General features: G+C 69.1%; 15 protein-coding genes. 5 read left to right on the top strand and 10 right to left on the bottom strand.

Annotated features, from left to right (window positions below; translation table 11 throughout):
* Positions 1–14: 14 nt before the first annotated feature.
* Positions 15–662 (top strand): pentapeptide repeat-containing protein, encoded by a 648-nt coding sequence (locus tag ACYAF3_RS26895; protein ID WP_003088520.1) that lies wholly within the window; start codon positions 15–17, stop codon positions 660–662.
* A gap of 27 nt (positions 663–689) precedes the next feature.
* Here the strand turns inward: ACYAF3_RS26895 and ACYAF3_RS26900 are convergent, their stop codons facing one another.
* The 3 genes from ACYAF3_RS26900 to ACYAF3_RS26910 are packed head-to-tail and all read right to left on the bottom strand — an operon-like array spanning position 690 to position 2,179.
* Entirely contained in the window at positions 690–1,367 is a 678-nt protein-coding gene (locus tag ACYAF3_RS26900; RefSeq protein ID WP_003124732.1) for a response regulator transcription factor, read from the bottom strand.
* Between the two features lie 12 nt (positions 1,368–1,379).
* Positions 1,380–2,030, bottom strand: a complete 651-nt coding sequence (locus ACYAF3_RS26905) for a sensor histidine kinase (RefSeq protein ID WP_003107757.1) — start codon at positions 2,028–2,030, stop codon at positions 1,380–1,382.
* 8 nt (positions 2,031–2,038) lie between these two features.
* The gene (locus ACYAF3_RS26910) at positions 2,039–2,179 is read right to left on the bottom strand and encodes a hypothetical protein (protein ID WP_003088510.1); all 141 of its coding nucleotides are present in this window, start codon (positions 2,177–2,179) and stop codon (positions 2,039–2,041) included.
* A gap of 515 nt (positions 2,180–2,694) precedes the next feature.
* Here ACYAF3_RS26910 and agmR point away from each other — a divergent pair.
* Positions 2,695–3,360 carry a response regulator AgmR gene (gene agmR / locus ACYAF3_RS26915; protein ID WP_003107754.1) on the top strand — a complete coding sequence of 222 codons (666 nt, stop codon included), beginning with the start codon at positions 2,695–2,697 and terminating at the stop codon, positions 3,358–3,360.
* 9 nt (positions 3,361–3,369) lie between these two features.
* Complete coding sequence (locus tag ACYAF3_RS26920) at positions 3,370–4,233, top strand: DMT family transporter (protein ID WP_012614237.1); 864 nt, start codon at positions 3,370–3,372, stop codon at positions 4,231–4,233.
* Position 4,234: 1 nt separating this feature from the next.
* Here ACYAF3_RS26920 and nahK read toward each other — a convergent pair whose 3' ends face one another.
* The 5 genes from nahK to ACYAF3_RS26945 all read right to left on the bottom strand — a co-directional run bounded on the left by nahK (position 4,235) and on the right by ACYAF3_RS26945 (position 13,649).
* Positions 4,235–6,880, bottom strand: a complete 2,646-nt coding sequence (nahK, locus tag ACYAF3_RS26925; protein WP_003119141.1) for a hybrid sensor histidine kinase/response regulator NahK/ErcS' — start codon at positions 6,878–6,880, stop codon at positions 4,235–4,237.
* Complete coding sequence (gene nosP / locus ACYAF3_RS26930) at positions 6,810–7,973, bottom strand: nitric oxide-sensing protein NosP (protein ID WP_003106998.1); 1,164 nt, start codon at positions 7,971–7,973, stop codon at positions 6,810–6,812. Before nosP ends, nahK begins: the two co-directional genes overlap by 71 nt.
* 102 nt (positions 7,974–8,075) lie before the next feature.
* Positions 8,076–9,275 (bottom strand): porin, encoded by a 1,200-nt coding sequence (locus tag ACYAF3_RS26935; RefSeq protein WP_023086329.1) that lies wholly within the window; start codon positions 9,273–9,275, stop codon positions 8,076–8,078.
* A 266-nt stretch (positions 9,276–9,541) separates the two neighbouring features.
* Positions 9,542–11,869, bottom strand: coding sequence for a pyrroloquinoline quinone biosynthesis protein PqqF (pqqF, locus tag ACYAF3_RS26940; protein ID WP_042173153.1), 2,328 nt, complete (start codon positions 11,867–11,869; stop codon positions 9,542–9,544).
* 76 nt (positions 11,870–11,945) lie between these two features.
* Positions 11,946–13,649, bottom strand: a complete 1,704-nt coding sequence (locus ACYAF3_RS26945) for a phosphoethanolamine transferase (RefSeq protein WP_009876318.1) — start codon at positions 13,647–13,649, stop codon at positions 11,946–11,948.
* A 525-nt stretch (positions 13,650–14,174) separates the two neighbouring features.
* Here ACYAF3_RS26945 and brnQ point away from each other — a divergent pair.
* Positions 14,175–15,488: a branched-chain amino acid transport system II carrier protein gene (brnQ, locus tag ACYAF3_RS26950; protein ID WP_003113469.1), complete on the top strand. Its 1,314-nt coding sequence runs from the start codon at positions 14,175–14,177 to the stop codon at positions 15,486–15,488.
* A gap of 228 nt (positions 15,489–15,716) precedes the next feature.
* Positions 15,717–15,956 carry a hypothetical protein gene (locus ACYAF3_RS26955; RefSeq protein ID WP_003088496.1) on the top strand — a complete coding sequence of 80 codons (240 nt, stop codon included), beginning with the start codon at positions 15,717–15,719 and terminating at the stop codon, positions 15,954–15,956.
* 66 nt (positions 15,957–16,022) lie between these two features.
* On the opposite strand, the gene ACYAF3_RS26960 is transcribed toward ACYAF3_RS26955, so the two are convergent.
* Together ACYAF3_RS26960 and ACYAF3_RS26965 are read right to left on the bottom strand one after the other, a co-directional pair.
* On the bottom strand, positions 16,023–16,370 hold the full coding sequence (locus ACYAF3_RS26960) for an I78 family peptidase inhibitor (protein WP_023089886.1): 348 nt from the start codon (positions 16,368–16,370) through the stop codon (positions 16,023–16,025).
* A 91-nt stretch (positions 16,371–16,461) separates the two neighbouring features.
* Positions 16,462–16,695 (bottom strand): hypothetical protein, encoded by a 234-nt coding sequence (locus ACYAF3_RS26965; protein ID WP_003111311.1) that lies wholly within the window; start codon positions 16,693–16,695, stop codon positions 16,462–16,464.
* Positions 16,696–16,797: the final 102 nt, after the last annotated feature.

The raw sequence follows: 16,797 nt of genomic DNA on the forward strand, positions 1-16,797 counted from the left end.
TGCGGAGTATCCCGATGAAGACCTTCCTCCTCTGCGCCGCCCTGCTCGGCGCCGGCCTGGCCCAGGCCGCCGACGACATCGACGACGTCCGCGTCATCGCCGGCTGCCGCCTGGAGCCCGGCGCGCGCTGCGCCAAGGCCGACCTGCGCGGCGCCGACCTGCGCAACCTCGACCTCGGCCGCATCGACCTGGCCGGCGCCGATCTCTCCGGCGCCGACCTGCGTCACGCCAGGCTCGACCTGGCCAACCTGGAAAAAGCCAACCTGCGTGGTGCCGACCTCACCCGCGCCAGCCTGCAGCAAGCCAACCTGCGCGGCGCCGACCTCTCCGGCGCCAGGGCGGTGGCGATCCAGGCCTGGGGCCTGTTCGCCCAGGGCGCCCAGTGGCAAGGCGCCGACCTCACCGCCGCCTACCTGGAGTTCGCCCGTCTCAGCGGCGGCCGCCTGCACCAGGCCACGCTGCGCGCCGCCGACCTGGAGATGACCTGGCTGTCCCGCGCCGATCTCAAGGGCGCCGACCTGCGCGACGCCAACCTGCAGGAAGTCAAGCTGGCCGAGGCCAACCTGGAAGATGCCGACCTGCGCGGCAGCAAGGTGCGCTTCGGCAACTTCCAGGGCAGCAACATGCAGGGTTGCAAGGATTGCCCCGCGGGCTGGCAGTGAAGCGCCGGACAGCAGCGACGGCCCCCCCTAGCCGAGGCTGCCGCGAGCCTCCTCGGCGAGCGGCAGCGGCAGGCCCAGCCGCAGCACGCCGCTGTCGATGGCCCGGTGCACCAGTTCCGCCTGGGTACTCACCTGCAACTTCTGCTTGAGCAGGCTGACATGGTTGGACACGGTCTTGGCGCTTACCCCCAGGTGCTCGGCCACCTCGCGCAGGGCCAGGCCACGCGCGAGCAGGCGGAAGATCTCGAACTCGCGACGGGTCAGCCCGCGCAACGCTGCCCCGCCCTGCTCTTCCCACGACTGGCAGGCCAGGCGCGTGGCCAGGGGCTGCTCCAGATAGAGCTGGCCGGCGAGCACTCGCCGTATCGCCTCCAGCAGCACCGTCGGCGCCGCGCGCTTGGTCACGTAGCCGCGGGCACCGGCATCCAGCGCCTGGCGCACCAGGGCCAGTTCGTCGTGGAGGCTGAAGAACAGCACACGCAACTGCGGCAGGCGCTGGCGCAGCCGGCGAGTCAGTTCCAGGCCGCTGATGCCCGGCAGGCCGAGATCGACGATGACCAGCGAAGGAATTTCCCGCTGCACCGCCTGCAAGGCTTCTTCGCCGTCGCCGGCCTCGTTCACCTCCACGTCGGGGAGCAGCCCGCGCAACAGCGCGGCCAGCCCTTCGCGGACCACGAAATGATCGTCCACCAGCAGGATCTTCATCGTCCTCTCCTCTCAGTCGTCGCGTTCCAGCGGCATCCGCAGGCGCAACGCCAGGCCCTGTCCGGGACGGCTGCGCAGGCTCAGTTCAGCGCCCAGGCAGCGCGCGCGCTGGCGCATCGAGTCCAGGCCGAAGCCGGGTGCCGGGTCCGCCGCGCAGCCGCGACCGTCGTCGCGTACGCTCAGGTAGAGAAAGCCGCCACGGCATTGCAGGCGGATCCGCACGCGGCTGGCGCCGGCATGCCGGGCGACGTTGTTCAGCGCCTCCTGCAACAGGCGGTAGAGATGGGTCCCGGCCGCCGCATCCAGGGGCGGCAGCGGACCGCCCAGGCGCAGCTCGCAGGCGATGCCCTGACCTTCCTGCCAGTCCGCCACGCAGGCGCGCAGCGCCTCGTCCAGCGACTGGCGTTGCAGGGCCGGCGGCGGTAGACCGCGCAGCAGCGCGCGGAAGCTGTCGTCCAGCCCCTGGCAGTAGCGCTCCAGGCGTGCCAGCGCCGGCTGCCCGTCGCCTGCCGTGCAGCGCAGCAACAACAGTTGGGTGCGGATGCCCGTCAGGTACTGGCCGATATCGTCATGCACCGCCTGGGCCAGCAAGCGCCGCTCGCGCTCCTGCACGGCGAGCAGCCAGCGGTACTCCGCCGGGCCGGCGGGTCGCAGGTCATCCATGGCGTGGCTCAGGGGGCGATCCGACAGGCCTGTCCGACGGCGCAGGCGGCAGGTCTTTCCTGGCCGAGGTGGCGGGAATAGAGGAAATCGAACCCGAGCAGGCTGAGGATCAGCAGGATGGGCAACACCAGGGTGACGGCGATGCGCATGGCGGCGACTCCTGTCCATTGTCGTTGTCGAGACATGCTAGGACGCGCGGAGCCACGGCGTGCTACTACCTTGGTACTGCCGGGCCGCTACTTTTGCGCGGCCACCCGCCTCCAGCCGCCCTTGCGGGCGCCGCCAATGCAGCAGGAGCGCTGCGCAAGCGCCTGGTCCTGCTACTTTGGTACTGGTTCACCCCTCCGGACGTCGAATTTCCAAAGCAGCGCGCCTGCCCTGTAATGACGCATACAAGAAGAACCGACGAGAAGCCGCCATGCCCCGCCTTGCCTTGCCCCGCGTAGCGCCCGACTACCCTGCGGCGGTCCCGCCGCAGTACCGAGTTCGCCTTCTCCGCCTACCCGGCTGCCGACCGTCCGCGACGCGTCCCCGGCAGCGCGCGGCGGAACGCCCACCCGCTGGGCTATCGCGCCCACGACTGCTACCGTGAGCGCATTCGCATCCGCCCGCGTGCCCCGAGCCGCCACCAGCCGCCCATAACGACAATAACGAGGTGCAGGCCATGTACAAGATCCTGATCGCCGACGACCACCCGCTGTTCCGCGAGGCCATCCACAATGTCATCGCCGACGGATTCCCCGGCAGCGAAGTGATGGAAACCGCCGACCTCGACAGCGCCCTGGGCCTGACCCAGGAACACGACGACCTCGACCTGATCCTGCTCGACCTGAACATGCCCGGCATGCACGGCCTCAACGGCCTGATGAACCTGCGCAACGAGGCCCCGACCATTCCCGTGGTTATCGTCTCCGCCGAGCAGGACAAGCAGGTGGTGCTACAGGCCATCACCTACGGCGCGGTGGGCTTCATCACCAAGTCCTCGCCACGCGCGCAGATGACCGAAGCCATCGAGCAGATCCTCAACGGCAACGTCTACCTGCCCTCGGACGTGATCCGCACCCAGAAGAGTTCGCCGCGACGCAGCGGCCACGAAGAACACGGCATCTCCCCGGAACTGCTCCAGGCCCTGACCCGCAAGCAGCTGCTGGTGCTGGAGCGGATGACCAAGGGCGAGTCGAACAAGCAGATCGCCTACAACCTGGACATCGCCGAGACCACGGTGAAGGCGCACGTCTCGGCGATCCTGCGCAAGCTCAAGGTACACAACCGGGTCCAGGCGATCCTCAGCGCCGGCGACATCGACTTCGCCGCCTACCTGCGCCGCTGAGACCCGCCGATGCCCGACCGCCGTACCCTGCTGCTCACTGTCCTGGCGATGCTGGCCTTCGCCGGCAATTCGCTGCTCTGCCGCGCGGCGCTGAAGGACACCGCCATCGACGCGGTCAGTTTCACCGCCCTGCGTCTCTTCTCCGGCGCCCTCATGCTCGCCATCCTGCTGCATCTGCGCCGGCGCCCGGCCACGCCCGCGCGCGGCGGCTGGCGCGGGGCGGCGGCGCTGTTCGTCTACGCGGCCGCGTTCTCCTACGCCTACGTGCAGCTGGACGCCGGCACCGGCGCGCTGCTGCTATTCGGCGCGGTACAGGTCACCCTGCTGCTGGCCGGCCTGCTGCGCGGCGAACGGCTGGGCGGACAGGCGCTGCTCGGTTTCCTGCTGGCCCTGGGCGGCCTGCTGTTCCTGTTGCTCCCCGGAGCCAGCGCGCCGCCGCTGGGCGGTGCCCTGCTGATGCTCCTGTCCGGCCTCGCCTGGGGCCTCTATACCCTGCTCGGCCGCGGCGGCGGCGATCCGCTGGCGGTCAGCGCGGGCAACTTCCTGCGTGCCCTTGCCTTCGCCGCCCTGCTGCTCCTGGCATTCCACGGACAGTTGCGGCTGGACGGCGCCGGGCTGGCCTATGCCCTGCTTTCCGGCGCCCTCGCCTCCGGCCTCGGCTACGCCGTCTGGTACAGCGCACTGCCGGGGCTGACGGCGATCCAGGGCGCCTCGGTGCAGCTCAGCGTGCCGGTGCTCGCCGCCCTCTGCGGCGCCCTGCTGCTCGGCGAGCCGCTCGCCCCGCGATTGCCGCCGGCGACCCTGGCGGTGCTCGGCGGGATCGCCCTGATCCTCGCCCCGCGCCTGGGCCGCGCGGCGCGCGAAGGCGCCTGAATCAGACCGAGGCTTCGCGCTCCAGCAAGTGGCAGAGCGCGGTCTTCAGCTTCATCGGCCGCACCGGCTTGTGCATCAGGGTATGGCCAAGCTCGCGGACCTGCTGCTTGAGCTCGTTGCTGTAGTTGGCGGTGATCATCAGCGCCGGCAGCGGCGAGCCGCGCCGGGCGTTGATCGCGGCGACCGCGTCGACGCCGTTGCGCTGGTCGTCGAGGTGATAGTCGACGATCAGCAGGTCGGCCTCGGCATGGTAGTTGTCGACCTGTCGCGCCAGGTCTTCCTCCGACAGCGCCGTCACTACCCGGCAGCCCCAGGCTTCGAGCAACGTGCGCATGCCTGCGCAGATCGCCGCATCGTTGTCCAGCACCCACACCCGCGAACCACGCAGGCGCTCGCGCAGGTCGTCCGCGCTGGCCAGCGGCTCGGCGCGACTGCGCGGGGCATGGCGGGCCAGCGGTACCTCGATGGCGAAGCATGAGCCCTTGCCCGGCAGCGAGCCGACCCGGACCCGGTGGCCGAGCATGCGGGCGATCTTGTCGACGATCGCCAATCCCAGGCCGAGCCCGCGGTCCTGGTGACAACGCTGTGACTCGCCGCGCTTGAATTCCTGGAAAATCTCGCCGAGCTTGTCGGCGGCGATGCCCACCCCGGTGTCCCAGACCTCGATCGACAGGCGCTGCCGATGCCGGCGGCAACCCAGCAGCACGCGCCCTCGCGGGGTATAGCGGATGGCGTTGGAAAGCAGGTTGCGGAGGATTCGCGCGAGCAGTTGCTGGTCGCTGCGGACCAGCGCCCCGCAGGCCACGAAGTCCAGGCGTAGCCCTTCGCTGGCGGCTACCTGGCGGTACTCCGCGGCCAGGTTGCCGAGCAGTTCGCCAAGCTCGAACGGGGCGATGTCCGGGGTGATCACGCCGGCGTCCAGCTTGGAAATGTCCACCAGGGTGCCGAGCAGGTTCTCCACGTCCTCCAGCGAATGGCTGATGTTGTTCACCAGCGCCTCGTTGTCCCGCGCCGCGCTGCCGCGCTCCTGCAAGGCGCTGGTGAACAGCCGCGCGGCGTTCAGCGGTTGCAGCAGGTCGTGGCTGACCGCCGCGAGGAACTTGGTCTTCGACAGGTTGGCCTGTTCCGCCTCGCGCTTGGCTTCGCGCAGGCGCGCCTCGACCTGGCTGCGCTCGTGGATCTCGCGCTTGAACTGGTCGTTGAGGGTGGTCAGCTCGGCGGTCCGCTCGCGCACCCGCTGTTCGAGGTTCTGGTAGGCCTGGTGCAGCGCCTCGGCGGTCCGCCGGCGCTCGGTGATATCCCGAATCAGCACGAACAGCCCGGCGACCCGGCCGTCGGCCTGGCGGTTCGGCACGTAGGAGCGCTGCATGTAGCGCTCCTCGCCGGACAACGCGGTCTCGGCGATCTCGAAGGTCACGCTTTCGCCGGCCAGGGCCCGCTCGAAGTACGGCTCCAGGCGCCGGCAGTGCTCGGCGCCATGCACGTCGCGCAGGCAGCGGCCAAGCATCGAGCCGCTGGGCCAGCGGTACCACTCCTCGTAGACCTTGTTGGTGAATTCGTAGACCAGTTCGTCGCTGAGATAGGCGATCAGCGCCGGCACCTGGTCGGTGATCAGGCGGATCCAGCGCTCGCTGGCGCGCAACGCCTCGGCGTGGCGATAGCGTTCGGTGATGTCGGTGAAGGTGTTGACGAAGCCGCCGGTGGGCAGCGCATGGGTACGGATCTCCAGCACCCGGCCATCGAACAGGCGCTGCTCGCGGGCGCTCAGCGGACTCCCCTGGGAGTCCTGGCTGCGCGGCGTGAGCAACGGCAATTCGCTCTCCGCCATGACTTCGGCGAAGGCCCGGTGCCCGGCGATCGGGGCCAACCCGCAGAGCTCCAGGAAGCGCCGGTTCCACAACTCCAGCACGCCGTCGGCACCGACCATCGCCACGCCCTGGGAGAGATTGTCCACCGCCCGCTGCAACAGGTGCGACTTCTGCGCCAGGGCCTGCTCGCGGCGCGCGGTCTCGCTGAGCTTGATCTCGGTGACGTCGCTGTAGAGCACCGCCAGCCCGCCGTCGCGGGTCGGTCGCTCGCTCATCCGCAGCCAGCGCTCGTCGCGCAGGCGGTACAGGGTCTGCTGGTCGCCGCCGCGCTGCTCCTCGACGATCAGCCCGCCGCTACGCGCCAGCCGGTGCAGTTCGGCGCGACGCATGCCAGGACCGATCCGCGCCCGGCTGTCGATCCACAGCGCGCGGAAGCGCTCGTTGAACAACACGATGCGTTGCTGCGGATCGAACAGGACGAAGGCGTCGGAGATGCTTTCGATGGCGTCGAGCAGATGCTGGTGGGCGGTCTCGGCACGCAGGCGAGCGTCGCTGAGCAACTGGTTGCTGGCCTTCAGTTCGAGCATCGTCTGGCTCAGCGCGTCGGTGCGCTCGCGGACCTGCTCGGCCAGCACCACGGAATACTGGAAGGCGCCGTAGGCCTCGTCGCTCTGCGCAGCGCTCGACTCGATGCGTCCGATCAGCGCCTGGTTGATCCGCTGCAACTTGTGCCGCTCTTCTTCGAGGGCGACGACCCGCGCCTGCAGCTCAGCGACGGACACCTCCGCGGGGTCGGCCAATGGCGACCCCGGTGAAGGTCTGGTTGATATGCATGCCATTGAATTGCTCTCCGTAGGTGTTGAAGCCGATCACCTGCTGGCTGCGGAGAAACGCGGCGGTAGCTTGCGTGTCACCGCCGACCTCCAGCTCCAGGCGCCGCAGGAAGCAGTCGCAACCGATGGTCAGCAACGGCGGTCCGAGGCGCTCGTGGAGGCGGCGGAACTGCGCCTCCAGGTTGGGCAACAGCGGGCCGGTGCTCATCGCGGTGAGAACGATGCCGTTCTCCACCGCACAGTAGAACGTCAGGCTCAGGTCCTCGTTGGCCTGCTGGATCGAGCGCACGTAATAGCGTTCGTCGACCCGCACCGCCAGCGGATGCGCGGAGAACAGGGCGAAATCCAGCGCCTGCGGTGCCACCCCGACCAGCCGGGCGTATTCCAGCGCCGCCGGCTCGGCGTTGAGTTCGTGGACCCGCCGGCTGCCGCTGTCGGCGCGGGTCACCACCAACTTTTCGGCGCGCGGCACCACGTGATGGGTGGTGAAGACCTCGAAGTCCAGCCAGGTGTTGACCAGCACCACCACTGCCGCCCCGGTATGGAACTGGCCCTGGTGGTAGACATGGGTGTGGGTCAGGTGGCGGTCGTCGCCGGCCGAGCCACCGAAGTGCGGGATCGCGCCGAGCGCCGCGCCAAGCGCGGCGAGCACCACCTCTTCGCGGCTGGACAGGCCGTCGAGCAAGGTCAGGGCGAAGCTGTGGTCCTTGATCGGCGCCAGGCCGCCACGGCGACAGCCGGCCACCAGGGTCTCGACCATCTGCTGCGCGTCCAGCAGGCTGAAGCGCTCCATTTCGTCGATCAGCGCGCTGCTGATGGCGAAGCTGCGCACGTCGAAGCCCACCGCGCTGACGCAGCCGCGCCCGTAGCCCGCCGGAGTGATCTCGCCGGCTGTGGTGCAGCCGACCAGGTCGATACCGCCGAAGTAGCGTTCGAGCATCTCGGCAAGGGCCGGCAGGTCGTATTCCGCGGAACAGAAGAACAGCACGAAGCCCAGGTGCGGATGGATAAGCTGGCGCGCCAGGTCCTGGGCCACCACTTCGACGTCGCGCGCGCTGGACATGCCCCTGCAGACCCCTTCCCCCTGCCCTTCGTACATGCCCGCTCCCCCGTCGTTCCGCCTCGCCAGCATTCTACGAAGGGCGCCGCCGCGGCCCCTATCCTACTTGGGTCGCGGCGGGGTCCTTCGAAAGTAGCGGTATCACCAGTTCAGTACGGCGCCGAGGGCCACGGTGTCGGTGTCCTCGTCGAGCGCGGCACCGTCGCGCCCCTCGATCCGGTAGCGGTTCAGCTCGGCGACCAGCTTGAGGTTGTCGTTGATCGTGCGGAAATAGGCGATGCCGCGACTCTCGTAGTCGGCCGCGGAACCCAGGCCGTTGCCGTCGTCGACGGTCTTGCCGTAGGACAGCGCCAGGCGGTTCTTGCCCCATGAATACGAGCCCTGCAGCAATGCGCCGCGGCTGTCCACCTCGCGCAGCGCGGCTTCGCCGGCGTTGTTGGTGAAGAAGGGATTGATGCCCTTGGCGGTGAACCCCGAACCGGTCACGGAGAAGCCGCCCATCTTCACCTGCAAGCCATAGCCGACCCCCTTGGAAGTCACGCTGTCGACGCTGTCGCTGGTGTTCTTCGAAGTCTGGTAGCCGCCGTTGATCCAGCTGTAGACCTGCGCCCCGGCCAGGTCGAACTGGTAGCTGACCTCGCTCTCGTAGCGCGGGTTGTCCTGGTAGGCCTTGTCGTCGAGGCCGTCGCTGGCATCTTTGTCGATCTGGTTGGAGTCGATCGGGTCGAGGATGCCCACGGCGATGCGCAGGCCGGGCAGCAGGTTGTTGTTGCGGTAGGTGATCTGCGAGGTGGGGAACGGATACGGATAGCCGGTGCCGATGTTGCCGAAGGAGACGCCCTTGCCGTCCACCAGGCCGAGGGTGTCGCTGGGGTTGCCGAAACCGGCCAGCAGTTCGTCGAGGAAGATGTTCGAGCGCGAGAACAGGCCGAAGTCCTTGCCGATCAGCACCTCGCCCCAGTCGCCGGCGACCGTGCCGTAGAACTGACGGACGTCGATGGCGGTATCGGTGCCGTCGGTCTCGCTGTCGTTGATGGTCACCCAGAAGGAAGCGCGACCACCGAGGCTCAGCTCGTCGACCTTCCTGCCGAAGTTGAAGCCGATGTAGTTCGGCAAGAATCCCATCTTCACCCGCGACTGGCGGCGATCGTAGGTCTCGCCCTGGCGGTCGACGTCGCTGTTGACGTAGAAGGCGTTGAAGTAGCCGTCGGTGGAAAAGGTGGTCTCGTCCTTGTCGTACAGCAGGATATCGGCGGCGGCCGGTTGCAGGCCGCCCAGGGCACCCAGCGAGGCCAGGGTCAGCGGCAGGATTCGGCGAACGGCGGTGTTGTTCTTGTTCATGGCGCACTCCGCGAGGTGAAACGACCGGGCCGGTCGTGGCGGAGCCGATTATCGAAACCGGGAAAGCCCTGCCATACGCTTCCTTGGGCCTGCTTCGACGCTTCTTCATGGTGGGCGTGGGTGCCGCTGCGCAAGGCGCGGGCAGCGCTCCTCCGGCGGTAGCGCAACCTTGGTCGCGGCGGGAGCGCCACCGAAGCAGCGCGGCTTTCGACCTAACGCCGCAGTAACGCCGGCAAGGCTGTCGTCGAGTTACCGCGTGGCTCGCTTCAGCGCCGGCTGGAAAGCACCCACCAGCCGCCGCGCGCCTCCAGCAACCGGGCCTGGGCCGCGAGCAGGTCGTCGCCGCTCAGGCCGAGGGCGGCCTCGGCGAGCAGCCGGGAGCGACCGGCGCCACCGCCAAGGTGCTCCGCCCAGGCGCGCCGTGCTCGCTCGGCGAAGCTACCCGGTGCTCGGCGCAGGTCGTCGGCGAGGGCTTCGCGCAGGCCGGCCAGGCGTCGCGCCGGCAGTTGCGCGAGCGCCTCGGCGGAGCGCTGGAGGAAGGTCTCCATATGCTCCAGCAGGCGTTCCGGGCAGGCACGCGGAGATTGCGCGGCGAACAGCAGGCCGCGCCGGGCGCCGACCTCGCGGAAGCCGCAGAACAACGCGTAGCCCAGTTGCAGCTCGTCGCGCAGGCGCCGCTGGAAGGCCGGTTCGTGCAGGCGCGCCAGCAAGCGCCAGGCCGCCTCCATCGGCACCTCCTGCGTGGGCAGCGGACAGAACAGCAGCAACGCCGACTCGCCGTCCACGGCCAGTTCGCGGCGATGCCGTCCGGGCCTCGGCGGCAGAGGCTCCAGGCGCTCGCCGGCAGCCTGGCCGGGCATCCATCGGGGATCTGGCATCGCGGCCTGCATGACCAAGGCGTCCCAGCGCGTCCGCCGCCAGTCGTCGACCTCCGCCAGCGGCTCGCCGAATACGCCGGGCAAGGCGTCCAGCAATTGCCGGATCGGCAGGCCAGTGGCGCTGCGGCGCCGCTCGGCGGAGGACAGACGCTCGCCGCTCGCGCGCCAGTCGGGCGGCGCCGCGAGGAGCCGGGCCAGGGCCGGGCGCACGGCGGCCTCGAGGCGATCGCGCGGACCGAGCAGGCTCAGCGACCAGTCCTCGCCGAGCGCCTCCAGGCCCATCTCCACCCCCCCCAGGCGTGCCTGGCCGCACAGCGGACGCAACGCCTGGCGCAGCGCCAGAAAGCGTGACCGTACGGGCACGCCGGGAAAGCGCCAGCGCAGGAACAGCGCGCCCTCGGCGGCGGCACTGGGCGGCAACGGCAGTTCGAAGCGCCAGGCATGCCGCTGCGCGGTCAGCGGCGGCGCTGCGGCAACCGGCGCCACACTCAGGCGGAAGCCCGCCGACCAGCGCGCTTCGGCGCCGTCGAGTTCGCTGTCCAGGTGCAGCCGCAGGCAACGGTCGGCGCGCAGCGCGTCCAGGCAGGCCGGGCGAATCTCCGCTGGCAGGCCAAGAACGCGCTGGCGTAGTCGCTCCAGCGGTGCAGTGGGCTCCGCCAGCAACGGCCGGCGCGCCGCCAGCAGGCTGGCGGCATCGTCGCGCAGGGCGCCCAGCCAGTCGAAAAAGGCCGCCTCCAGCGCCGCCGCCGCGCTGCCGTCGAACAGTTCGAAGGTCAACGCCAGGAGCGCCTGCCGCGCATCCCGGTGAACCACCCGCAGCGCCGCCGATTCGCCCAGGCCCTGTTCGCCGAGTGCTGCCAGCAACCCGCCCGGCGAGCGATCGCCGAGCAATTCGGCGAACGCCTGCAGGGTCTGTTCGTCGGCCTCCCGCAAAGCGTCGAGGGCAAAGCCCAGCACCAGCCGCGGCGGTCCCGGCAGGCGCAGCGCCAGCGCTTCGCCGGCGAAGGGCAGCAACGGCGGCGGCGGCGGACTCGCGCCTGGCGCGCGCCCCGGCAGGTCGGCGCAGGCACGCTGCGCCAGCCTCTCCAGCTCGTCCAGTGCCTGCGGCCCTTGCAGCCATAGCTGGCAATTGCCGGCGTGATAGTGGGCGGCATGGAATTCGCGCAGGGCCCGCTGGAACGCATCGTTCTCCAGGGCCAGGCTGTCGCGGCGCCCGGCAGCGAAACGCCGCAGGGGGTGTCCGGCGGGCAGGCCGAGGGCCAGCGCTGCGTCGATCAGGGTCTGCTCGTCGGCCGAGCGCGCCAGGTATTCGGCCTCGAGTACTTCGCGCTCGCGCCGTTGCGCATCGATGTCCAGCAAGGGGCGGGCGAGCATGTCGATCAGCCGTGCCAGACCGGCGCCAAGGTGCTCCGCCGTCACCTCGAAGAAATAGTCGGTGGTCCTGCCCCGGGTGCTGGCGTTGACCTGGCCGCCGCGCACCTGCAACCACGCCATCAGGCGCTCGTCGCCGGGAAACGCCGCGCCGCCGAGAAACGACAGGTGCTCGAGGAAGTGGGCCAGGCCGGGATGCGCGCTCGGCTCGTCGTGGCTGCCCGCCGCCACCCGCAGCCAGGCAGCGGCGCGCGATGCCGCCGGATCATGCGCCAGGTGCAGGCGCAGGCCGTTGGGCAGCACGCAGGCGCGGCTCCTGGGGTGGTGTTGGGCGTGGCGATCCATGGGCGTCCTCGCGGGTTCCGAGGCTGAACCTTACCCTTCCGCGAGGCGAAGGAAATAGTCCTTTCGCCGGGTCGTATCAGGAAGCCGGCGGCTCCTGGCCAGACGCTTCCTCGGAGTACAGCGCCCGTCCGCCGTCGGCCTTGAGCGCCTGCAGGACCTCGGGCGCACGGCACGGGGCGAACAGGTCGAGGCCGGGATCGTAGGCGCCGGTGCGCACTTCCAGCAGGCCGAGCATCGAGTGGAACAGGTTGTCCTGGGACAGCTCCTCGTTGCTGCGCTGGCGCAGGCAGCCACTGTCGAGGCCGAAGGCGCTCTGGTAGCCGGGCGAGAACCAGGCCAGCATGCCGACGTGCTTCTGCTGGTCCGGCGCCAGCAGGTAAGGCGTGCCATGCAGGTAGAGGTTGTACTCGCCGAGCGACTCGCCATGGTCGGAGAGGTAGAGCATGCCGGTATCGATGCGCTCTTCGTTCTTGCGCAGCAGGTCGATCAGGCTGGCCAGCACGTGGTCGGTGTACAGCAGGGTGTTGTCGTAGCCGTTGATGATGCTGTCCCGCGAGCAGGCGCTGAAGTCGTTGCTGGCGCAGACCGGGGTGAACTTCTCGTACTCTCTGGGATAGCGCTTGAAGTAGGCCGGGCCGTGGCTGCCCATCTGGTGCAGGACCAGCACGGTGTCCTGTTGCAGCCCGTCGATGAAGGCCTGCAAGTCACGCAGGAGGATCTCGTCATGGCACTCGCCGCCGTCGCACAGGGCCGGATCCTTGCTCTCGCTCAGGTCCTGGAAGGCGACGCGGTCGCAGGTGCCCTTGCAGCCGGACTGGTTGTCCCGCCACAGGACCCGCAGGCCTGCGCGCTGCAACACATCGAGAAGGCCTTCCTGGGTGCGCGCGCGAGCGTCGCTGTAGTCCGCGCGGCCCAGGTTGGAGAACATGCAGGGCACCGACACCGCGGTCTCGGTACCGCAGGAGTGCACGTTGGAGAAGTTGATCAGGCCCTCCTCGGCCTTCAGCCGCGGGTTGGTCTCGCGAGCGTAGCCGTTGAGGCCGAAGTTCTGTGCCCGCGCGCTCTCGCCCACCACCAGCACGGTCAGCGACTTGCGCGCATGGCCCTGCCACAGGGCGGCGCGCCGGGCATCGACGGCGATCGGCCGCAGCGGCTGGCTGGCGGCCTGGGCCTGGCCCTTGGCGTAGCCGATGGCGGCGCCGACCAGGTTGCTCGGGGTGACCTGCAGGCGCAGTTCCTTGTTGTTGCGGAACAGCGAGGACAGCCCCTGGTAATTGGCCAGCGCCACCCCGGCGAGCAGGGCCAGGCAGGCGAGCGCCACCAGCAGCTTGCTCAGCAGCTCGCGTGGCCACGGCCGGTAGCGCACCGGGGTGCGCCACAGCAGCCAGACCGGCAGCGCACCAAGCAACACCAGGTAGACGGCGAGCTTCGGCGAAAGCAGGTCGGCGACCTCGGCCGGGTTGGTCTGCATGACGTTGCGCAGCATGCCGACGTCCATCAGCACGCCGTACTGGGTCATGAAGTAGGTGGTACCGGCGGCCGCCAGGATCAGCAGGGTCAGCGCCGGCTTGAGCAGCCAGCGGAACGCCAGCAGGGTCAGCGCCAGGTTGAAGATCGCGGCGATCATCAGGCCGACCGCCAGCATCATGCCGAGGCCCTGCCAGCCCCCCGGGGTGATCGCCAGCAGGCGTTGCCACAGCGGCAGGTTGTAGAACAGCAGGAAGGCGAGGCTGACCAGCAGGGTCAGCAGTTCGGGACGGACGGCGCGGGCTTTCGACATGGGCACGGATCTTCACTGACTTCCGGGTTGCCGTGCGCAGCGTTGCCCCTGGCAGCACTCGACGACGGCGGCAGTCTGCTCGGCGATCCGTCAATCTTTCGTGAAGAATACCTACAGAAAACGTAACCCTCCGAAAGCGCCGCAACCCTTGTATTCCGGGGCTTTCAGCCGGATTGCAAAAAGTTCGCGGGAAGCTTTCCGGGAGCTCTCCGGGTTCGCCGGCATCCCCCCGCATGGCGCCGCCGATGCGGGCGGAAGACAGCAAGCGGCAAGGAACGCGGAGCGCTCCGGCGCCAGTGCCTACGGACTGTTCTGATTGCGACGTCGTTTTTCAACAAAAGGACAGCCAGACCAATGTCTATCCCGCGACCCCGGCATTTTCGTTAGCATGCCAAGCTTACGGCCCGGTTCCCACAAGGACGGCGGCCGCCTCCCCTGCTCGTCCCATCCAGATGAGTGCCGTTTCCCCTACCCCCCGGGAAACCCTTCTGTGAATTTCCTCGAGCAGCGCGGTACCTCTCCAGCATGAACGCTTTGAAAGGCCGGGACATCCTGGCGCTTGGTTTTATGACCTTTGCCCTGTTCGTCGGGGCCGGCAACATCATCTTCCCGCCCATCGTCGGCTTGCAGTCCGGCCCCCATGTGTGGCTGGCGGCGCTGGGCTTCCTGATCACCGCGGTGGGGCTGCCGGTGATCACCGTGATCGCCCTGGCCAAGGTCGGCGGTTCGGTCGACGCCCTCAGCCATCCGATCGGCAGGTATGCCGGCGGCCTGCTGGCGGCGGTCTGCTACCTGGCGGTCGGCCCGCTGTTCGCCATTCCGCGCACCGCCACGGTGTCCTTCGAGGTCGGCGTGGTGCCGCTGCTCGGCGAAAGCGGCACGGCGCTGTTCGTCTACAGCCTGGCGTACTTCCTTCTGGCCCTGGCCATCTCCCTCTACCCCGGTCGCCTGCTGGACACCGTCGGACGCTTCCTCGCCCCGCTGAAGATCCTCGCCCTGGCGATTCTCGGCGTCGCCGCCTTCCTCTGGCCTGCCGGCCCGATCGGCACGGCCCAGCCGGAGTACACCCAGGCCGCGTTCTCCCAGGGTTTCGTCAACGGCTACCTGACCATGGACACCCTCGCCGCGCTGGTCTTCGGCATCGTCATCGTCAACGCCATCCGTTCCCGCGGCGTGCAGTCGCCGCGGCTGATCACCCGCTATGCCATCGTCGCCGGGCTGATCGCCGGTGTCGGCCTAGTGCTGGTCTACGTCAGCCTGTTCCGGCTCGGCGCCGGCAGCCATGCCATCGCCGCCGACGCCAGCAACGGCGCGGCGGTCCTGCATGCCTACGTGCAACATACCTTCGGCAGCCTCGGCAGCTCGTTCCTGGCGGGACTTATCGCGCTGGCCTGCCTGGTCACCGCGGTCGGCCTGACCTGCGCCTGCGCCGAGTACTTCTGCCAGCGCCTGCCGCTGTCCTACCGCAGCCTGGTGATCATCCTGGCAGGGTTCTCCTTCATCGTTTCCAACCTCGGCCTGACCAAGCTGATCCAGGTCTCGATCCCGGTGCTCACCGCGATCTATCCGCCGTGCATCGTGCTGGTGGCGCTGAGCTTCTGCATCGGCCTCTGGCATTCGGCGACGCGCATCCTCGCCCCGGTGATGCTGGTTTCCCTGGCGTTCGGCGTGCTCGATGCCCTGAAGGCGGCGGGCCTGGGCCAGGACTTCCCGCAATGGCTGCTGCACCTGCCGCTGGCCGAACAGGGCCTGGCCTGGTTGATCCCCTCGGTCGCCACTCTCGCCGCCTGCAGCCTGGTCGACCGCCTGCTGGGCAAGCCTGCGCAAGTCGCCGCCTGAGCAGGCCCCAGCGGCCTGCCGCTTGTTCTCCCGGCCGAGCGCGGGACATGCCGGCGGGCGGCGCCAATCGCGTCGTCCACCCCACGGCCCGGCTGGCGCCGCCGGCAGCGCTTCTTCCCGCGTTCAGCCGAACGAATAAGCACTATCGAGCAGGATGATTTCTAGCGCAGCGGCGCGGTTGTTAGCCTTTCGACCATTCCCCCAGGAAAGCGAATCCAGGAGCCGGTCATGGCCAAGGCACTCATCAGCGTACTGTTGTTCTCCCTCGCCCTCGCCGGCTGCGCCAGCGACTACAACCCCTCTCGCCCGTACAGCAGCGACGAGGTCAGGCAACTGGCGCTGGAGGACCTGGCCCGGCGCAGCCTGTCGTTCGAGGAATACCAGGCCAAGCGTCAGGCAATTCTCGAGGAAAAACCGCAAACCGCCGTCAGCCAGTCCAACGCCGCCCTACGCAGTACCGCCATCTGAGGCCTCGTCGAACGGCCAAGAGAAAGCCCCGCGATGCGGGGCTTCTTCGTATTCGGGGCTGGGCGGTCAGCCGCAGGACAGGCGCTTGATCACCAGCGTGTCGTCGACATCGATGTTCAGCCGGCGCGGGTTGTAGTCCATGGTCACCGCATCGTGCGGGCGCAGCGCCCGGGCGACTTCCGCTCCGGCGGCGCGGCGGGCCTCCTCGACGATGGCCGCGGAAGCCTGCTTGCCGACATAGGCCTGCACCGCGTTGGCGTCGCAACGGCCATCCGCTGCCGGGGTGGCCGCGGGCGCGCTGGCGCTGCCGGTGGCTACGCTGGCGCCTTCGGTGGACGGGCCGTCGCCGTTGCTGCTGCAACCGGCGAGCAGGACCGCGAGAACGAGTGCACTGGAAAACTGCTTCAAAGGCATACCGCCTCCTCTGATCTTCTGGGATCGCCACCTTACCAGTGGCATGGGTTTCCTGGCGAAACTGCAATCCGCGCTGACAAATTCGCCAGCTTCAGTCGCCGCTCAGGCGCTGCAGTTCGCGACGCACCATGGCCGCGTATTCCGGCGGACGCAGGAGGTAGAGCTGGCCCGCGACCCAGTCCAGCCAGCGGCCGCCCTGTTCGGCGCGGGCGTCGAGCAGGCGCCGCGCCTCTTCCTCCGCCCGTTGCCGGTGCTGCCGATGGAATGCCTGGCGCTTCGACAGACCGGAGGCATCTCCGGTTCGATCGTCGGGAGTGTCGGTCATGGCTCTCTTCGCAACCTGCTGCACAAGTCGGACATTCTAACCGCGGAACGCCGTTGCCGTTCGCGGCAAGCGCTTGCCTCCGCCCCGCCCTGCGCCATGCGC

Source organism: Pseudomonas sp. TZ252 (genome assembly GCF_056110345.1).